Here is a 17,676-nt window from a genome sequence, read left to right as displayed (position 1 = left end):
TTACAGAGAGCCGCGCCATAGAGTAGCGGCCAAACGAGACAAAGAGAACGCCATGCCATCTGCTACAGATCTGAACAGTTCTACGGTCGCTTCCGCCTGGGCCGACAATATGCCGCTGATTATCGAGACGTCGCACCAGCGCTCGCAGCGCTATGGATTGCGGCCCGAGTCCCCCGCCGACTACGGCCCCCTCGCCCGCAGCGAACTGTCGCTCCTGATAGAACGCAATCGCCTGCTGCACGCCCATGCGGTACCGGCCATGGAAACGCTGTACCAGCAAATCGTCAACACGCACAATATGGTGATCCTGACCGATTCCACCGGCGTCATCGTCCATACCCTGGGCGACGACGACTTCCTGGAAAAAGCCAACCGTGTGGCGCTGCAGCCAGGCGTGGCCTGGTCCGAGGCCAGCAAGGGCACCAATGCGATCGGCACCGCGATTGCCGAGAAATCGCCAACGCTGGTGCATGCCGACCAACATTACCTGTCCGCCAACCACTTCCTCACCTGCTCGGCCGCACCGATTACCGACCACCTGGGCAATGTGGTCGGTGTGCTCGACGTATCGGGCGACCAGCGCAGCTTCCACAAGCACACCATGGCGCTGGTGCGCATGTCGGCACTGATGATCGAGAACCAGCTGTTCGCGGCCACCTTCGAGGATGCGATCACGCTGCACTTCCACACCCGGCCGGAATTTATCGGCACGCTGATGGAAGGTATCGCTTCGTTCAGCCCCGGCGGACGCTTTCTGGCCGCGAATCGCAACGGCCTGTTCCAGCTCGGGTTGCCGTTCACCGCGCTGCAATCGCACACCTTCAGCTCCCTGTTCGGATTGCCCGTATCGGCGCTGTACGACCATTACCGCACCGCCGCCCCCGGCCTGCTTAACCTGTGCATGCACAACGGCGTGCGCGTGTACGGACGCGCGCAGCTACGGCTGGCCAACGGCGCGCTGCGGCAGTCGCTGACCGACGAACACCCATCCGTCGCCAATACGCCGCAACCGGCCGCTATCTCCAGCCAGGCGGCAGCGCACAACCGCCGCCTGTCCGGCCTGCGCTACCTGCGTACCGGCGATCCGCAGCTGGAACTGGTGCTCGACAAGGTCACGCGCGTACTGGGGCGCGACATTCCGATCATGATCATGGGCGAAACCGGCACCGGCAAGGAACTGCTGGCGCAAGCGATCCACAACGATTCTCCGCGCGCCATGAGTCCTTTCGTGGCGGTGAACTGCGCCTCGATCCCGGAAACGCTGATCGAATCGGAGCTGTTCGGCTACGAAGACGGCGCCTTCACCGGCGCGCGCAAGAAAGGTGCGGTCGGAAAAATCCTGCAAGCGAATGGCGGCACCCTGTTCCTCGACGAGATCGGCGACATGCCATTCAGCCTGCAGGCGCGCCTGCTGCGCGTGCTGCAGGAACGGATGGTCACGCCGCTGGGCAGCGACAAGTCGATCCCCGTCAACGTGGAGCTGATCTGCGCCACCAATCACAACCTGCGCGAACGCATGGCCCGGGGCCAGTTCCGCGAAGACCTGTATTACCGCCTCAATGGCCTGGTGGTGAAACTGCCGCCGCTGCGCGAGCGCACCGACCTCGAAACCGTGGTGAAGAAAATCCTGGCCACGGAATCGGACGGCGGCCGCTACCAGGTGTCGGCCGAAATTCTCACGTTGTTCCGCCAGCACCGCTGGCCCGGCAATTTCCGCCAGCTGACCAACCTGCTGCGCACCGCCATCGTGATGGCTGGCGACGAAACCGACATCGGCCTGCGCCACATGCCCGACGACTTCCTCGACGATATCACCCACGATCAGCCGCAGCAGCAGGAAGCAAACACCGAACGCCTGCTGGCGCACGGCGCCAACCTGGAGGAAATGGAGCAGTCGGTGATCCTCAAGTCGCTCGAAGCGCATGGCGGCAATGTCTCGGCCACCGCGCGCGCGCTGGGCGTCTCGCGCAATACCATTTATCGCAAGCTGCCGCACCTCAAGCATTGAACCCTCGGCGTGGCAGGTCATGCCGTTTCCGGCGGAAAGCCGGCCGAACGCCAGGCGCGGCCGGCCTTGTCGATTGCCAGCAGATCCAGGCCTGGCAGACGCGCGGCCAGCGCCATCGCTTTATCCGCGCCCAGCACCATGCACGCGGTGGAGAGCCCATCGGCCAGCATCGCGCTGTGGGCCAGCACCGTCACGCTGGCCAGCTGCGGCGGCGAGCAGCCCGCCTTCGGGTCGAAGATGTGGTGGTGCAGGTAATCCGGCGTAAACGCCATTTCGTAGTCGCCCGACGTGGCCATCGCGCGGCCATCGAGGTGCAAGGTGGCTGCCAGCGCCTGCGGGTCGCGCGGCGCGCGCACGCCCAGGGTCCAGGGCTGGCCGTGCTTGCGGCCACGGGCGGCGAATTCTCCCGTATCGAGCAACGCGTGCTCGATACCATGTGCGTGCACAGCCGCCAACGCCACATCGGCCGCATAGCCCTGCGCGAGACCGTTGAGGGTGACCGCCATGCCGGGTCGCGCCAGCTCGATGCGGCTCTTGCTGGACTTGACTCCGCGCCAGTCCACCAGCGCCAGCGCCCGGTCCTGTTGCTGCGCATCGGGCAACGTGCCGCGTGCGGCTGCCACACTGTATGCATGCCACAACGGTTGGACGCTGATGTCGAACGCGCCATCGGTCAGCAGCGACAAGCCGCGCGCCTGTTCCAGCACCGCCAGCAGTTGCGGATCCGGCTGCAGCACGCCATCGCGGTTCAGCCGGAATACCTGGCTGTCGGCGTGATAAATGCTCATCAGGCGATCGACCTGCTGCGCCGCGTCCAGTGCCGCATTGATCGCGCGCCGTGCCAGCTTTTCGTCGGCATGGACCACGGCGATATTAATGATGGTGCCAAACGCCAGCGCCGTGCCGGTATGCAGGCGGCCGCCCGCCGACCAGGCGCAGGCAACGCTGGAGCCGATGGCGCCGAGGATGAATGGGGATGCTGCGTGCGCGCTTGCGCGCCAGCAGGCGCGGTGCGCATTTGTCGTCGCTCTCGTGGATTACCACGCAATCCATGCACTGGAAGCACTCCGCGTACACCACTGCGCCATCGGGCTTGATGGCCTGGTAATCGCAGCGGTGGCGGCAGGTCTGGCACGGCGTGCCGCATTCGGCGCGGCGCGGCAGCCAGTTCCACAGCCGGAAGCGCCCCAGCGCCGCCAGCGTGGCGCCCAGGGGGCACAGGTAGCGGCAAAAGAATTTGTTGACGAACGCGCTCACCACCAGCAGCACCGCCGCATACAGCACATACGGCCAGTGGCGCACGAAATTGAGCGTGATGGCGGTCTTGAACGGTTCCAGTTCCACCACGGCGTCAATCGCAGCGGCGACTTGCTGCGCCGTCCAGCCAGCGCTGCTCAATCCCGGCACACTATCGCAACAACATGCCGCTACCCGGCACGTCTCGACATGGGCGATCAGGAACCCGTCCGATACCGCCGTGCCGATGACCAGCGCCAGCAACAGGTACTTGAGGCGCTTGAGGCGCGCGTCAACTGTTGCGCTGGACCGCACCTGGGGAAGTCGCGCCAGGTGCGCCAGCTTGCCGGTCATTTCCTGCAGCGCGCCGAAAGGACACAGCCAGCCGCAAAACGTGCCGCGTCCCCACACCAGCAGCGATACCAGCACGAAAGCCCACAGCGCCACCGTCATCGGATCGAACAGCAGGAATCCCAGGCTGCGCCCCGCCACCAGCGCCTGCGCCGCGCCGGTGAGATTGACGATGGACAGTTGCGCCTGCGCGTAATAACCAATAAATCCCGCCGTGAACAGCAGGTACACGCGGCGAAACCAGGCAAAGCGCCGGCCGTTGGCGCTGAGCCGGCGCGGCAGCGACAGCGCGACCGCCAGCACAGCCAGGCCCGCTGTCAGCACCAGCAGGTCGATGCGGCGCTCGCGCCAGGCCGCGTACCACGCGGCCGGCTTGACCGGTACCGTGATGAGAAAGCGCGGCGGCACGCGGTAGTCCAGCGCCAGCTCGCGCGTAATGCGCTCCGGGTAGAACTGGCCCTTGCTGCGCACGACCGGCAGCGTGAAGTACAGCGCAGCGCCGGGGTCGAGGCCCGCTTCGCTGTTGATGCGAAACACCGTCACATCGGCACCAGGTGGCAGCGCCGATCCGGGTTGCAGCGTCAGATCGAGATCGAGGTCGCGCATGTCGATCGGCAGCTGGTGCTGGCGCAGCCGCAGCCGGTCCGGGATGCCGCCACGGACAAACTCCGCACCCGGCACGCGATGGCGTCCGGCCGACATCACCAGCACGGCCGATTCTCCGGCCGCGATCCACGGTTGCAGCTTGCGCCTGCTCTCCTCCGTCAGCAGGCTGTGCGCCACCGACGGCACCGACACCAGCGCCAGGTACAGGTCGATGAATGCATCCTGGGGCCGGTCCAGCGCATCCTGGTCCAGGCGGGCGCCGTCGCTGTGGGCATACCGCTTTTCGATGTCGCCGTTGGTCACGCGCAGGTGGCGCACCAGGCCACTATCGATCAACTGGCGGAGGGTCATGGCTTCCCGCAGGTCCGGCCGCACGCGGGCGATGCGGCTGGCGTCGCTGCCGGCGCCAAAGCCCAGCTTCTTGCGCGCCACTTGCAAGGCGGCGCCGCGCCGACGCCCTGGTAAAGCGCCATGGACAGCATGCGCAGGCAGCGCGTGTGCAGCGTCGGCAGATGCGCGTTCATCGGCATCAGAAGAAGATGATGCCGCCGGCCGAGCCGCCATTGAGCTTCACCTCTGCGCCATTGAAACACTTGAAGCGGGTTTGCCCCGCTTCGCCCACCAGCGTAATGGCGTGGGTCAGCGTGTAGTACGCGACCAGCGTGAGGTTGGCATTCGACTTCAGGCCGCCGGTGCCGGCGGTGTTGTCGCGATTGCGGCTGATGCCGTAGCCGAGTCCCAGCTTCAGCTTCTGGTTCGGTTTGAAGGTGCTCTGCACAAAAGCGGCGCGGGTGCGCACGTCGCCCTGGTCGGCATCGGACAGGATGCCCAGTCCCTTGCCGCCCTGGACGTTGGCGATCACGCCCACGGCGCCCTGCTGGTACGAGGCGCCCAGTTCCACGCCGGTCATGGTGAAGTCTTCGGCGCCAGCGACAATCGCTTCGAATTGTTGCGACTTGGCGCCGAGCCAGGTCTTGAAGCCGGCCGCCGCGTAGCTGACCTGTGCCTGCACCTGCGGGCTCGATTTGGACGAGTACACAGGTGCGGCGACGATCGGCGTATCGGCCACGGGGCTCACCAGCGCCACGTCGAAGCCGATGCCGGACGCCGACTTCGGTGCGCTGTACGCGATCTGGCCGTAGTAACCGACGTAGCTATAGCCGGCGCCAATGTGGCCGAGCGTGACGCGGCCGCGCTGGGTGGCCTGCACCGGTGCGCCGGCGCCGATCAGGGTCATGTCGCCGAAGATGGCGCCGGCGCCGAAGATGCCGTTGTCGCGACCGAGCTTGATGGTGCCCATGCGGTCGTTACCGAACGAGAAATACACCTGGCGCACATCGACACCGCTGTTGGCGGAGATGGCGCTGTCGGTGGCGGTGGCGTTGTACATGCCGATCAGTGCCTTGACGTCGTCCAGTCGCCGGCCTTGAAATCGACCGCTTGCGCGGCAGGGATTGCGGCTGCGGCCAGCGCGCCCACCATGATTGCCTTTTTCATCGTTCATCTCCATAGCTTGTTTTTTTATCGGGTAGAACATCGCGCGTGATGTCCATCCGATCATGGCAATTTGCATGCCCGGCTCATGTCAGAGGAAGGAGGTGTGAGCGGTGCGCCGTATCGCATCAGCGCCGCTGCGCCGGCTGTTCAGAATTGGATCGCCGCGCGACAAAGCGAACGCGCAAAAAAAAGCCGACGGCAACAGCCGTCAGCTTGAAGTCCTGTCCGGGCTGACGCGGAGACGTGGCCAGCGTGATCGGAACCAGGAGACGCTAAAAAACAGTTACGCCACTACCGCACCGGCGCAGAGGGATGCTGCAACTGCGCCAGCTCGTCGTCGGTGAACAGCCGCGACCTGGTGAGGAAGCGGCGCCCGGTGCCGTTATCGAGCGAGAACATGCCGCCATTGCCATCGACGACGTCGATGATCAACTGCGTATGCTCCCAGTACGCGAACTGCTCGATTCCCATGTAGAACGGCGTGCCATCGAGGTTGCCGAGGTAGACGTCGCTGTCGGACACCGCGAACTCGCCGGCCGCGTAGCACATCGGCGCGCTGCCGTCGCAGCAGCCGCCCGACTGGAAGAACATCAATGGGCCATGCCGTGCGCGCAGCGTGGCCAGCATGTCGATGGCGGCCGCGGTGGCCTTTACCCTTTCGGTGGCATTCATTTTTTAAAAAAATCCGAGCGCGTTGGGGCTGTACGACACCAGCAAATTTTTGGTTTGCTGGTAATGGTCAAGCATCATCTTGTGGTTTTCGCGGCCGATGCCCGACTGCTTGTAGCCGCCGAACGCGGCATGGGCCGGATACAGGTGGTAGCAATTGGTCCACACCCGGCCAGCCTGGATGGCGCGGCCCACGCGGAATGCGCGCGAACCATCGCGGGTCCAAAGGCCGGCGCCAAGACCGTACAGGGTATCGTTGGCGATGCGCAGCGCGTCTTCCTCGTCCTTGAACGTGGTGACCGACACCACCGGTCCGAAAATCTCTTCCTGGAAGATGCGCATGCTGTTGTCGCCCTTGAACACGGTGGGCCGAACGTAATAGCCGCTTTCCAGGTCGCCGCCCTGCACATTGCGCTCGCCGCCGGCCAGCACTTGCGCGCCTTCCTGCTTGCCGATGTCGATGTACGACAGGATTTTTTCCAGCTGCTCCTGCGAGGCCTGAGCGCCGAGCATGGTGCCGGCGTCGAGCGGGTTGCCCTGCTTGATGGCGGCCACGCGGGCCAGTGCACGCTCGATGAATTTTTCGTAAATCGATTCCTGGATCAACACGCGCGACGGGCATGTGCACACCTCGCCCTGGTTCAGCGCGAACATGGCAAAGCCTTCCAGGCACTTGTCGAAGAATGCGTCGTCGGCATCCATCACGTCGGCAAAGAAGATGTTGGGCGATTTGCCGCCCAGTTCCAGCGTGACGGGAATCAGGTTTTGCGCCGCGTATTGCATGATCAGGCGGCCGGTGCCGGTTTCGCCGGTAAACGCGATCTTGGCGATGCGCTTGTTCGATGCCAGCGGCTTGCCCGCTTCCAGCCCGAACCCATTGACGATGTTGAGCACGCCGGGCGGCAGCAGGTCGCCGATCAGTTCGATCAACACCATGATCGACGCCGGGGTTTGCTCGGCGGGTTTGAGTACCACGCAATTGCCGGCAGCGAGCGCCGGCGCCAGCTTCCACACGGCCATCAGGATCGGGAAATTCCACGGGATGATCTGGCCGACCACGCCCAGCGGTTCATGGAAATGGTACGCATAGGTTTCCGAGTCGATTTGCGCAACCGAGCCTTCCTGGGCGCGGATGCAACCGGCGAAGTAGCGGAAGTGGTCGATGGCCAGCGGAATGTCGGCCGCCGTGGTTTCGCGGATCGGCTTGCCGTTGTCGATGGTCTCGGCAGTGGCGATCAGCGCCAGGTTCGCTTCCATGCGGTCGGCGATTTTATTGAGGATATTGGCGCGCTCGGTTTGCGAGGTTTTTCCCCAGGCAACCTTGGCGGCATGGGCGGCGTCCAGCGCCAGTTCCACGTCTTCGGCGGTGGAGCGCGCCACTTCGCAAAACACCTGGCCGGTGATGGGCGTGATATTGCCGAAGTACTCACCCTTGACCGGCGCCACGAACTTGCCGCCGATGTAGTTGTCGTAGCGTTGTTTGAAAGGATTGGCTACGCCCAGTTTGCTGATGTCTGCCAGATTCATGTCGTCCTCTTTCTCGTTGGATTACATCTATAAATGCGGAATCTCCCGCCCTGCTTTCATTTCGCAAATGCCGTGCCAGCCGCTACAGCCGCTGCCAGCGCCGCCGCTGCGTCAAATGGGATCAGCTGATGGCGGGTGGTATTGCACAACTGTTCCATTCCTGAACACTGCGGTGTGAACGCAGCGGTCAGCCGTCGATGGCATACCGATTGCTATCGCTGTCTGCCACGCACTATGCGATCAACCGAATCGATCAACAACATGGAGACTACGATGACAACTACCCACACCCGTATCTGGCGCATCCTCGGCGGCCTGGGCGGCATGGCAACTTGCATGCTGGCCGCAGCCGTGTACGCGCACGGCAATATGACGCCGCAAGCAGTCGATACATCCACCCTGCCACAACTGGGCGCCGAGTGGCGCACGGAAAACCCGTATCGGAACAACGCCGAGGCGATCCGCATCGGCAGTGCTGCTTACACGCAAAACTGTGCGCGTTGCCATGGGCTGGAGGCGGTGTCGGGCGGCATGGCGCCGGACTTGCGCAAGCTCGACAACGACTGCGCGGTGCTGGCCGATGCCAGGAAAAAGGATGCCTGTGCGCAGGAGATCGACCAGTACGTGCTGGAGACGGTGCGCCATGGCCGTTCGCGCAATGGCGCGGTGTACATGCCGCCGTTCGAGGGCGTGTTCACGCAAGAGGCTATCTGGGCGGTGAAGGCTTATCTGGAGTCGCAGCGCGAACAAAAACTGTAATTGTCGTGATTGCAGAAGCAAGGGCGCTGCCGCGGCAGCGCCTTTTTTTATTGGCTACGCCGGCGCCTTGGCCCACGCCACGCACCAGCCGGGCGCCGCGATCTGCTTGCGGCCGAACATCGCGCAGCCGGCCCACGGGTCGCCCTTTTTGCCCTGGAAGAAGGAACAGTTGTCGCAGCGCTGGGCCGGCACGTGTTGCGGATATTTTTTGCCATCGACCTTGGTCGTGTCATGGCGGTAGCCGAGCGCCTTGGCCTGGTCGCTGTCCTCGTCCACCTTCGGCGCCGAGGTTTGTGCGCCGGCCAGCGCGGTGGCGCCCATGCCGCCGACGGCAAGCAGTTGGCAAATGAAATGGCGGCGTGGCGGTGATTGCATGGTGGTCTCCTTGTGATTGGTATGAAGGCGCACGGCGGCCTCCTGGAGCCCTGTTCAGCAACCGCTGTGCCAGCGGCACTTCTCCTGTTGCCAGCGGCACCGCCCTCCATGGCGAGCGGCGCTATCGCTGTACCGTTGTTCAAAAATGTCACAGCCCCGTGCGGCGGCTGTGGCAGGACAGCGCAGCGCGGCCCGGTGCGATGACCGCCGCGCCCCGCCAGCCACGCTGGCACGCATGTTGCTGAAATGACCGCAGCAACCCGTCGCACTGCTTCATCAAAAACTTCTCAGTACAAAACTTATAACGGAGACCAGCATGCAGCCAGTATTTCCACGTCCAATCGCCGCCGCCATCCTTGTCCTGATTGCCGGAGCTTCCCACGCCGCCGATACCAAGGTCACCTGGGACGATATCGCCAATGCCGACCAGGGCACCAAGCAAGTGCTCAGCTATGGCCTGGGCCTGAAGGCGCAGCGCCACAGCCTGGCCAAGCGCATCAACACCAAGAACGTCGACCAGATCGTGCCGGCCTGGACGTTTTCGTTCGGCGGTGAAAAGCAGCGCGGCCAGGAAGCGCAGGCGCTGGTACACGACGGCATCATCTACGTGACGGCGTCGTACTCGCGCATCTATGCGCTCGATGCCAAGACCGGCCGCCAGCTGTGGGCGTACGAACACCGGCTGCCCGACGATATCCGCCCCTGCTGCGACGTGGTCAATCGCGGCCCCGCGATCTACGGTGACAAGGTGTACTTCGGCACGCTCGACGCCCGCATCGTCGCGCTCAACAAGAACACCGGCAAGGTGATGTGGAACGAAAAATTCGGCGACCAGAAACTGGGCTACACGATGACCGGTGCACCGTTCATCATCCGCGAAAAAGGCGGCCGTGTACTGCTCATCCACGGCAACTCGGGCGATGAATTCGGCGCCCAGGGCTGGCTGTTCGCGCGCGACCCGGATACCGGCGCCGAGGTATGGGCCCGTCCGCTGGTGGAAGGTCACGTGGGCCGCACCGACGGCAAACCGAGCACGCCCACCGGCGACGCCAACGCTCCCAGCTGGCCGCGCGACAAGGACGGCAAGCTGCGCGAAGCGTGGGAGCACGGCGGCGGCGCACCATGGCAAACGGCGTCGTTCGATCCCGACACCAACACCATCATCATTGGCGCCGGCAACCCGGCGCCATGGAACACCTGGGAGCGCACCAAGGAACGCGACGACCCGCGCAACTGGGACAGCCTGTTTACGTCGGGCCAGGCGTATGTCGATGCCAGCACCGGTGAGCTGAAAGGCTTTTACCAGCACACGCCCAACGATGCCTGGGACTTCTCGGGCAATAACTCGGTGGTGCTGTTCGACTACAAGGACGCCAAGACGGGCAAGCTGATCAAGGCCAGCGCGCACGCCGACCGCAACGGCTTCTTCTACGTCACCGACCGGACCAAGCTGGCCACCGGCGCCGGCTATCCGAACAAACCGACGTCGCTGATCAACGCTTGGCCGTTTGTGGACGGCATCAACTGGGCCAAGAGCATCGACCTGAAAACCGGCCGTCCGGTGGAAAACGGCAAGCGGCCGCCGCTACCGGAAGCGGGCGCCGACAAAGGCAAGGCCGTGTTCGTGTCGCCGCCATTCCTGGGCGGCACCAACTGGATGCCGATGTCGTACTCGCCCGATACCGGCCTGTTCTACATCCCCGCCAACCACTGGGGCATGGATTACTGGACCGAGCAAATCCACTACAAGGCCGGCTCCGCCTACCTGGGCCAGGGCTTCCGTATCAAGCGCCTGTATGACGACCACATCGGCACCCTGCGCGCGATCGATCCGAAGACCGGCAAGATCGTCTGGGAAAACAAGGAAAAATTCCCGCTGTGGGGCGGCACGCTGACCACGGCTGGCGGCTTGCTGATCACCGGCACCTCGGACGGCTACGTCAAAGCGTTCGACGCCAAGACCGGCAAGGAACTGTGGAAATACCAGACCGGTTCCGGCGTGGTGTCGGTGCCGATCACCTGGGAAATCGATGGCGAGCAATACATCGGCCTGTCCAGCGGCTACGGCGGCGCGGTGCCACTGTGGGGCGGCGACATGGCGGAGCTGACCAAGCAGGTCACGCAGGGCGGCAGTTACTGGGTGTTCAAGCTGCCGAAAGCGCCGTCGGCCAAAGTCTCGAGCAAGTAATGACGACGCTGCCGCACCGGGTGGCAGTCGCGCCGAATGCCTCCCATGGCCATGCCCATCGCGAGGCCGATAACGGCATCAACAGCTGCACCGCCGATACGCACAGCAGCGCGCCGGTGCGGCGCCAGCCAGTATCGCGCATGGCGCTGGCGCGTTGGCCGGCCATGCCGGGCGTGGGTGCGGGCATGGGCCCGCGCCTGACGGCGGCGCTATGGACGACCATGCTGGCAACGCTGTGCCTGGCGTTGCCGGCCGCAGCGCAGGTCGTCAACGGTGAAGCGGCGCCCGAGGTTGTCGTCATCAACAGTTGTCACCTGTGGCCGTATGCACAGTGTGCAAATGCCGACCTGCGCGGCGCCAACCTGGTGGGCAAGGACTTGCACGGCGCCGACTTGCGCGGCGCCCGCCTGATGCGCGCCAACCTGCGCAGCGCCAACCTGGCCGGCGCCCTGCTCGATGGCGCCGACCTCACCGGCGCCATGGCGTACTCGCTCAATGCACCGGGCGCATCGTTCCGCCAGGCTGTGCTGGCCGGCATCAACCTCGAAACCAGCCGGCTGATGCGCGCCGACATGGAAGGCGCCGACCTGCGCGGCGCCAGCCTGGAAGCGGCGCGCCTGAACCTGGCCAATCTCGACGGCGCGGTGCTGATCGATGCCGACCTGCAGGAAGCCAAGTTTTGGGGCAGCAACCTCAAAAACGCCAACCTGGAGCGAGCCATCCTGCGCTTTACCATTTTCCCCGACGCCAACCTGGAGGGCTGCAAAGGCTGCCCCACCGACTGGTAACACCGGAGCACGCCATGCACCGTTTATTGATACTTCCGCTGCTGCTGGCGGCGCTGTCCGCGCACGCCGACGGCAACCCATCGCGCGGCGATGCCAGCGCCATCGCTCTCGGCGGCCAGGTCTACCAGGCCAACTGCGCGCGCTGCCACGGCGAGCAGGCCACGCAGCCATCGGCCGAGGCACCCGACCTGCGCCGCCTGAACAGTTTTTGCCAGCAATTGAAGGCCACCGCACTGCAGGCACGCTGCCTGCAGGATGTGGACGGCTACTTTATGATGGCGGTGAATTCGGGCAAGGTTCGCGCCGGCATCATCTACATGCCACCGTGGCGCGACGTGCTGACGACGCAGGAAATCTGGGCCGTGCGCAGCTTTATCGAAACCCGCCCGCTGGCGGCGTCGCGCCTCAAGACCAGCTTCGACGCCGAACACGACAAGCACTAGCCCACACTATACGGAGTCTTTATGCAGCAAAATCCTGTTTGCAGGAATGTCCTTGCCGCGCTGGTCGCGATGGCAGGTTCCACCACCGCGTTTGCCGAGGAACCGGCGGCCTTGCCGATGGCCGACGTGGTGGTGGTGAGCGCCACCCGCGTAGGCCACACGGTCTTCGACATGCCGGCTTCGATCGACGTCATCGACGCCAGCCGCATCCAGCAAAGCCAGCCGCGCGTCAACGCCAGCGAAGCACTGGCCGCCGTTCCGGGGCTGGTGGCGCAAAATCGCCAGAACTATGCGCAGGATTTGCAGATCTCGTCGCGCGGTTTCGGCGCCCGGTCCACGTTTGGCGTGCGCGGCGTGCGCCTGATTGCCGACGGCATCCCGGCTAGCATGCCCGACGGCCAGGGCCAGGCCGCCACCTTCAACCTCGACATGGCCGAACGCATCGAAGTGCTGCGCGGCCCGTTCTCGGCCATTTACGGCAACCACTCGGGCGGCGTGATCCAGATGTTTACCCGTGACGGCGACGGCGCGCCCACGGTCGAGACCAGCTTCAGCGCCGGCAGCTACGGCAGCCGCAAGGCCGACGTGAATGCCCAGGGCAAGCAAGGCGCGGTGGGCTATGTGCTCGACGCGTCGCGCTTCGAGACCGACGGCTACCGCGCCCACAGCGCCGCCACCCGCGACCAGGCATTCGCCAAGCTGACGCTGGCGCCCGTTGACAACGCCAAGCTGACCATCGTCGCCAACGGCCTGCGCCAGAAGGACACGCAAGATCCGCTGGGCGTGTCGTGGGCGACGTACCAGCGCGACCCGCGCGCCGGCGAAACCGATGCATCCGACACGCAAACGCCGAAGCGCACGCTGGCCGACCGCTACGACACCCGCAAAAGCATCGACCACCAGCAAATCGGCGCCAACTGGGAACAGCAGTTCGGCGACGACCGCCTGCGCGTGATGACGTACGGGGGCAACCGCCAGGTGATCCAGTACCAGTCGTTCTCGCGTGCATTCCAGGCGCCGGCCACGCACTCGGGCGGCGTGATCGACTTCGACCGCGATTTCTATGGCGCCGATGTGAGCTGGACACACGTCAGCGCACTGGCCGGCGGCAAGCTGAGCACCACGTTCGGCGTCGAATACGGCCGCTCGAACGATGATCGCAAAGGCTACGAAAATTACATCGGTACCCAGTTCGGCGTAAAAGGCGCGCTGCGCCGCGACGAGCAGGACGTAGTGTCGAACCTCGATCCATACCTGCAGGCCGAATGGCAGACCGGTGCATGGATGCTCAGCGCGGGCGTACGCCGCAGCAACGTCAAGGTGGCGGTCGATGACCGCTACCTGAGCAACGGCAACGACAGCGGCAACCTCGAGTACAGCCACACCACGCCGGTGCTGGGCGTACTGTACCGCGTAACGCCGATGGTCAACGTGTACGCCAGCGCCGCACGCGGCTTCGAAACGCCCACCCTGAATGAACTGTTTTATTCAAGCACGGGCGGCTTCAATTTCGGATTGAAACCGGCGCGCAGCACGCACCTGGAAACCGGCGTCAAAACCAAACTTGACGACCGTACCAGCCTGAACACCGCCATCTTCCAGGCCCGCACCACCGACGAAGTGGTGGTCGATAGCAGCGGCGGCGGCCGTACCAGCTACCGCAACGCCAGCAAGACGCTGCGCCGCGGACTCGAAGTATCGCTCGACTCCTCGTGGCAGTACGGCCTGAGCACGCGCGTAGCACTGACCGCCCTACGTGCAACATACGATCAGGCGTTTGGCGCCGTCCCGGAGGGCAGCCGCCTGCCCGGCGTGCCGAAAGCCAATGCGTATGCCGAGCTGGCGTGGAAAGACAGCGCCGACCGCTTCGGCGCCGCCCTGGAAGGCATCGCCACCGGCAAAATCTACGCGGACGACGCCAACGCCGACCAGGCGGCGCCCGGCTATGGCATCGTCAACGCGCGCGTGAGCGCCAACCAGCAATGGAACGGCTGGCGCTTCAAGCAGTTCGCGCGCTTGAACAACCTGCTCGACAAGAACTATGTCGGCTCGGTGATCGTGGGCGATACCAACAAGCGCTACTACGAGGCGGCGCCGCAACGTAACTGGTTGTTGGGTGTGAGTGCGGCGTACCAGTTCTAAGGCAGCACCGGAGTAGTTAAAAAAAGAGTAATCTTGGCATACCATAACTTGTGGAATGCCCATGAATCTCCGCGTTGCGATACTCGTCCTGGCCGAGCGCCACAACCTGGCACCCGCTGCTGGTCGCCGGTTGCGGCAACTGGCGGCGCTCGATGCGCCGCCGCCGTCGCTGCTGCGCTACCTGCCGTTCGGTATCGCGGTGCTGGCGGCGGTGCTGGCTGGACTCGGCCTGGTGTTCTGGGTGGCCGCCAACTGGGAAGCGTTGCCGCGTAGCGCCCGCTTTGTGCTGCTGCAGGCGGTGGTAGCCGCTACCCTGCTCGGCGCATGGCGCTTGCTCGCCGCCCGCATTCCGCTTGCACTGCTGGGCTTTATTGCCTGCGGCGGCCTGTTCGCTTATTTCGGCCAGACTTACCAGACCGGCGCCGACCCCTGGCAGCTGTTCGCGCTATGGGCCGCGCTCACTTTGCCGCTGTGCCTGGCCGTGCGTCACGACGTGTTATGGGTGGCATGGACCATTGTTGCCCTCACCGCCACCCAGTTGCTGGCGCAGGCGCAGACCAATAACTGGTGGTGGAAAAACGATATCTCGCTGATCGACAGCCTCGGCTCATGGGTACCGGCCTTGGCGCTGGCATTGGTCTTCAAGTTCGCGCCGCGCGCCTGGACTGGCGCCGGCGCCTGGCCGGTGCGTCTGAGCATGATCTACGCGATCGTCGGCCTGGCAACCATGGCCTTGATCAGCCTGTTCTCCGCCAGCGACAGCGGTTTCTATCCACTTGCACTACTGATCGTGGCGACACTGGCGTTTGCCTTCAGCCGCCGTGCCCTATTCGACATCTTTATCCTCAGCGCGCTGGGACTGGCGGCAAATGGCGTGCTGGTGTGCGGCATGGCGCAACTGCTGCTCGGCGTGCGCGGCAATGAAATCGGTGCCCTGTTGTTGATCGGCCTGGTATCGGCCGCGCTGCTGGCCGGCACCGTCAAATGGATCGTGCATGTGGCGCGCGTGCACGGCGGGGAGCACATCGTATGAGACAGCGTATGCAAGATTTGATTCAGGCCGCAACGACCGAAGGCATTTTGACGCACGACACCGCGCCCCGCTCGGCCCCGCGGCCCTGGCCGGTGGTGCTGATGACGGGGCTGGGCGCATGGCTGGCCGCGGTGCCGTTGTTGGGCGTATTGTTCATGCTCTTCGGCAGCGCGCTCGAGCAAGGGGTGCTGACCTATGCGCTGGGCGCAGTCTTGCTGTATGGCGCTGTGCGCGTGCTGCGGTCGAACACCGTGTCACCGTTTGTCGAGCAGCTGGGCTTGCCGGTGTTGCTGGTCGGCGGTGCGTTGCTGGTGTTTGGGCTGTTTCGCGACATCCCGTATATCGCCGCCGAGGCGCTGCTGCTGGGGCTGGCTATCGGGACTGCGTGGCTGGTGCCGCAACACTGGTTGCGGGTGCTGCTCGGTGCACTTGCAAGCCTTACCTTTATCCTGATGAATACCGATCTGCACGGCTCCGGGCATCTGAATTTGTGGGCCGGCAATCAGCTGGCGTTGCTGGTGTGGCTGATCGCCGCATTCTTTGCCGACAGCCAGGCACCATCGCGCGCGAATGCGCACCGGATGATCGTGCTGGAGACCATGTCCAACGGCTGGATCCTGCTGACGTTGGCAGCGCTGGCCTACGATGCCGGCGCCACGTTTTTATCGCCTGCGGCACTGGGGAATATGCGTAGCGGCACTGCACACCTCGCGGATGTGGCAGATTCTTCCTATTCGCTGATCCAGGTAGTGTCGGCCGTGATGGCAGTTGCCGGTGCCGGGTGGCTGGCCCAACGCTGGCCGGTGTTACGGGCGCCACGTTATGCGGCTGCCGCCGCGATACTTGCCATCCTGTCGTGGCTGGTGCCGGGGCTGGGGGCCGCCCTGCTGGCACTGGCCGCCTGCGTGGGCAGCGGCCGCTGGCGGCTGGCGGTGGCCAGTGCGGTCGCTGCCGCCTGGATCATCGGCACATTTTATTACCAGCTCGAGGTCACGCTCGCCACCAAGGCCGCGATCATGGTTGCCATGGGCGCCGCGTTCGGCGTGATTGCCTGGCTGAGCCGAGACGTCAATGGCCAAGCAGCTGTTCTGCCGTCGACGCAGCCATCGGTATTGACGACCACGCGGGCGCAGCGGGCAGGCATCGTCACGTCACTGGCGCTCACGCTGGTCGTCGCTAATTTTTCGATCTGGCAAAAAGAGACGCTGATCAGCAGCGGCCGCCCGGTGTTTATCGCGCTGGCGCCCGCTGATCCGCGCTCATTGATGCAAGGGGATTACATGACACTGAATTTCCAGCTGCCGCCACTGGAAACGCTGCGCACCGCGCGCCGTGCCAAGGTCGTTGCCGCCATCGATCATCGAGGTGTGGCGGTGATACAGCGACTGGCGACGGACCAGCCATTGGCCGCAGACGAAATCATGATCGAGCTGGTACAGACCCGCAGCGGATTGCGGCCAGCGAGTAATGCCTGGTACTTCAAGGAAGGGGAAGCGCAGCGCTGGAGCGCAGCCAGGTACGGCGAGTTCCGCATCGATGGCCAAGGCCGCGCATTGCTGGTCAACCTGCGGGGTCCGAACCTGGAAAATTTATGATACTGGAATGAAAAAAGCCCCACCAGCGTTGCGCGCTCGGTGGGGCTTTTAAGTATAACTAGCTTGACGATAACCTACTTTCACACTGGTTGCAGCACTATCATCGGCGCAAAGTCGTTTCACGGTCCTGTTCGGGATGGGAAGGGGTGGGACCGACTTGCTATGGTCATCAAGCATTGACCGGTACTACGGGCGTCGCGTCTTTTTCCGCGCCGCTTTAATAAATTGGGGGTGAAAAAGCCCCGCCTGGATCACCTTGGGATCACCACAGCGGGGCTGTTTCTATATAACTAGCCTGAAGATAACCTACTTTCACACTGGTTGCAGCACTATCATCGGCGCAAAATCGTTTCACGGTCCTGTTCGGGATGGGAAGGGGTGGGACCGATTTGCTATGGTCATCAGGCATTGAACTGTACGAGTCGCGTTCTTGTGAACGTTACTCAGAATCTGGAATTG

Annotated in this window: 14 protein-coding genes and 2 rRNA genes; 8 read left to right on the top strand and 8 right to left on the bottom strand. The window is 64.1% G+C overall.

The genetic code is table 11. The features are described from left to right. Positions 1 to 52 precede the first annotated feature (52 nt). The gene (locus SR858_RS01940) at positions 53 to 2,008 is read left to right on the top strand and encodes a sigma-54-dependent Fis family transcriptional regulator (protein WP_040378231.1); all 1,956 of its coding nucleotides are present in this window, start codon (positions 53 to 55) and stop codon (positions 2,006 to 2,008) included. Positions 2,009 to 2,025: 17 nt separating this feature from the next. Here the strand turns inward: SR858_RS01940 and SR858_RS01935 are convergent, their stop codons facing one another. The 5 genes from SR858_RS01935 to adh all read right to left on the bottom strand — a co-directional run bounded on the left by SR858_RS01935 (position 2,026) and on the right by adh (position 7,894). Beyond that, on the bottom strand, positions 2,026 to 2,874 hold the full coding sequence (locus SR858_RS01935; protein WP_019924923.1) for an FAD:protein FMN transferase: 849 nt from the start codon (positions 2,872 to 2,874) through the stop codon (positions 2,026 to 2,028). A 7-nt stretch (positions 2,875 to 2,881) separates the two neighbouring features. Next, entirely contained in the window at positions 2,882 to 4,633 is a 1,752-nt protein-coding gene (locus SR858_RS01930; protein ID WP_322534603.1) for a 4Fe-4S binding protein, read from the bottom strand. Between the two features lie 97 nt (positions 4,634 to 4,730). Further along, positions 4,731 to 5,591: a hypothetical protein gene (locus tag SR858_RS01925; protein WP_019924925.1), complete on the bottom strand. Its 861-nt coding sequence runs from the start codon at positions 5,589 to 5,591 to the stop codon at positions 4,731 to 4,733. A 398-nt stretch (positions 5,592 to 5,989) separates the two neighbouring features. Further along, positions 5,990 to 6,370: a DUF779 domain-containing protein gene (locus SR858_RS01920; protein WP_019924927.1), complete on the bottom strand. Its 381-nt coding sequence runs from the start codon at positions 6,368 to 6,370 to the stop codon at positions 5,990 to 5,992. 3 nt (positions 6,371 to 6,373) lie between these two features. Further along, positions 6,374 to 7,894 carry an aldehyde dehydrogenase gene (gene adh / locus SR858_RS01915; RefSeq protein ID WP_019924928.1) on the bottom strand — a complete coding sequence of 507 codons (1,521 nt, stop codon included), beginning with the start codon at positions 7,892 to 7,894 and terminating at the stop codon, positions 6,374 to 6,376. 324 nt (positions 7,895 to 8,218) lie between these two features. Here adh and pedF point away from each other — a divergent pair, with 324 nt between their 5' ends. Beyond that, positions 8,219 to 8,653, top strand: coding sequence for a cytochrome c-550 PedF (pedF, locus tag SR858_RS01910; protein WP_154820164.1), 435 nt, complete (start codon positions 8,219 to 8,221; stop codon positions 8,651 to 8,653). Between the two features lie 54 nt (positions 8,654 to 8,707). Here the strand turns inward: pedF and SR858_RS01905 are convergent, their stop codons facing one another. Continuing rightward, positions 8,708 to 9,028, bottom strand: a complete 321-nt coding sequence (locus SR858_RS01905) for a high-potential iron-sulfur protein (RefSeq protein WP_019924930.1) — start codon at positions 9,026 to 9,028, stop codon at positions 8,708 to 8,710. Positions 9,029 to 9,344: 316 nt separating this feature from the next. Here SR858_RS01905 and SR858_RS01900 point away from each other — a divergent pair, with 316 nt between their 5' ends. The 6 genes from SR858_RS01900 to SR858_RS01875 all read left to right on the top strand — a co-directional run bounded on the left by SR858_RS01900 (position 9,345) and on the right by SR858_RS01875 (position 17,217). Beyond that, entirely contained in the window at positions 9,345 to 11,216 is a 1,872-nt protein-coding gene (locus tag SR858_RS01900) for a methanol/ethanol family PQQ-dependent dehydrogenase (protein WP_019924931.1), read from the top strand. Beyond that, entirely contained in the window at positions 11,216 to 12,004 is a 789-nt protein-coding gene (locus SR858_RS01895; RefSeq protein ID WP_019924932.1) for a pentapeptide repeat-containing protein, read from the top strand. The genes SR858_RS01900 and SR858_RS01895 overlap by 1 nt, the downstream gene beginning before the upstream one ends. Positions 12,005 to 12,018: 14 nt before the next feature. Next, on the top strand, positions 12,019 to 12,447 hold the full coding sequence (locus SR858_RS01890; RefSeq protein WP_019924933.1) for a c-type cytochrome: 429 nt from the start codon (positions 12,019 to 12,021) through the stop codon (positions 12,445 to 12,447). 21 nt (positions 12,448 to 12,468) lie between these two features. Beyond that, on the top strand, positions 12,469 to 14,589 hold the full coding sequence (locus SR858_RS01885; protein ID WP_026637857.1) for a TonB-dependent receptor family protein: 2,121 nt from the start codon (positions 12,469 to 12,471) through the stop codon (positions 14,587 to 14,589). Positions 14,590 to 14,650: 61 nt separating this feature from the next. Continuing rightward, positions 14,651 to 15,622, top strand: a complete 972-nt coding sequence (locus SR858_RS01880; RefSeq protein ID WP_019924935.1) for a DUF2157 domain-containing protein — start codon at positions 14,651 to 14,653, stop codon at positions 15,620 to 15,622. Between the two features lie 8 nt (positions 15,623 to 15,630). Then, positions 15,631 to 17,217 (top strand): GDYXXLXY domain-containing protein, encoded by a 1,587-nt coding sequence (locus SR858_RS01875; RefSeq protein ID WP_019924936.1) that lies wholly within the window; start codon positions 15,631 to 15,633, stop codon positions 17,215 to 17,217. Between the two features lie 61 nt (positions 17,218 to 17,278). Here the strand turns inward: SR858_RS01875 and rrf (SR858_RS01870) are convergent. Both rrf (SR858_RS01870) and rrf (SR858_RS01865) read right to left on the bottom strand, forming a co-directional pair. Further along, positions 17,279 to 17,391, bottom strand: a 5S ribosomal RNA gene (gene rrf / locus SR858_RS01870). A gap of 119 nt (positions 17,392 to 17,510) precedes the next feature. Further along, a 5S ribosomal RNA gene (rrf, locus tag SR858_RS01865) occupies positions 17,511 to 17,623 on the bottom strand. Positions 17,624 to 17,676: the final 53 nt, after the last annotated feature.

This window comes from Duganella zoogloeoides (genome assembly GCF_034479515.1).
Taxonomy (GTDB): Bacteria; Pseudomonadota; Gammaproteobacteria; order Burkholderiales; family Burkholderiaceae_D; genus Rugamonas; species Rugamonas zoogloeoides.
Note: the sequence above shows the minus strand (reverse complement) of the source record. Positions and strands in the feature narration are given on the sequence as shown.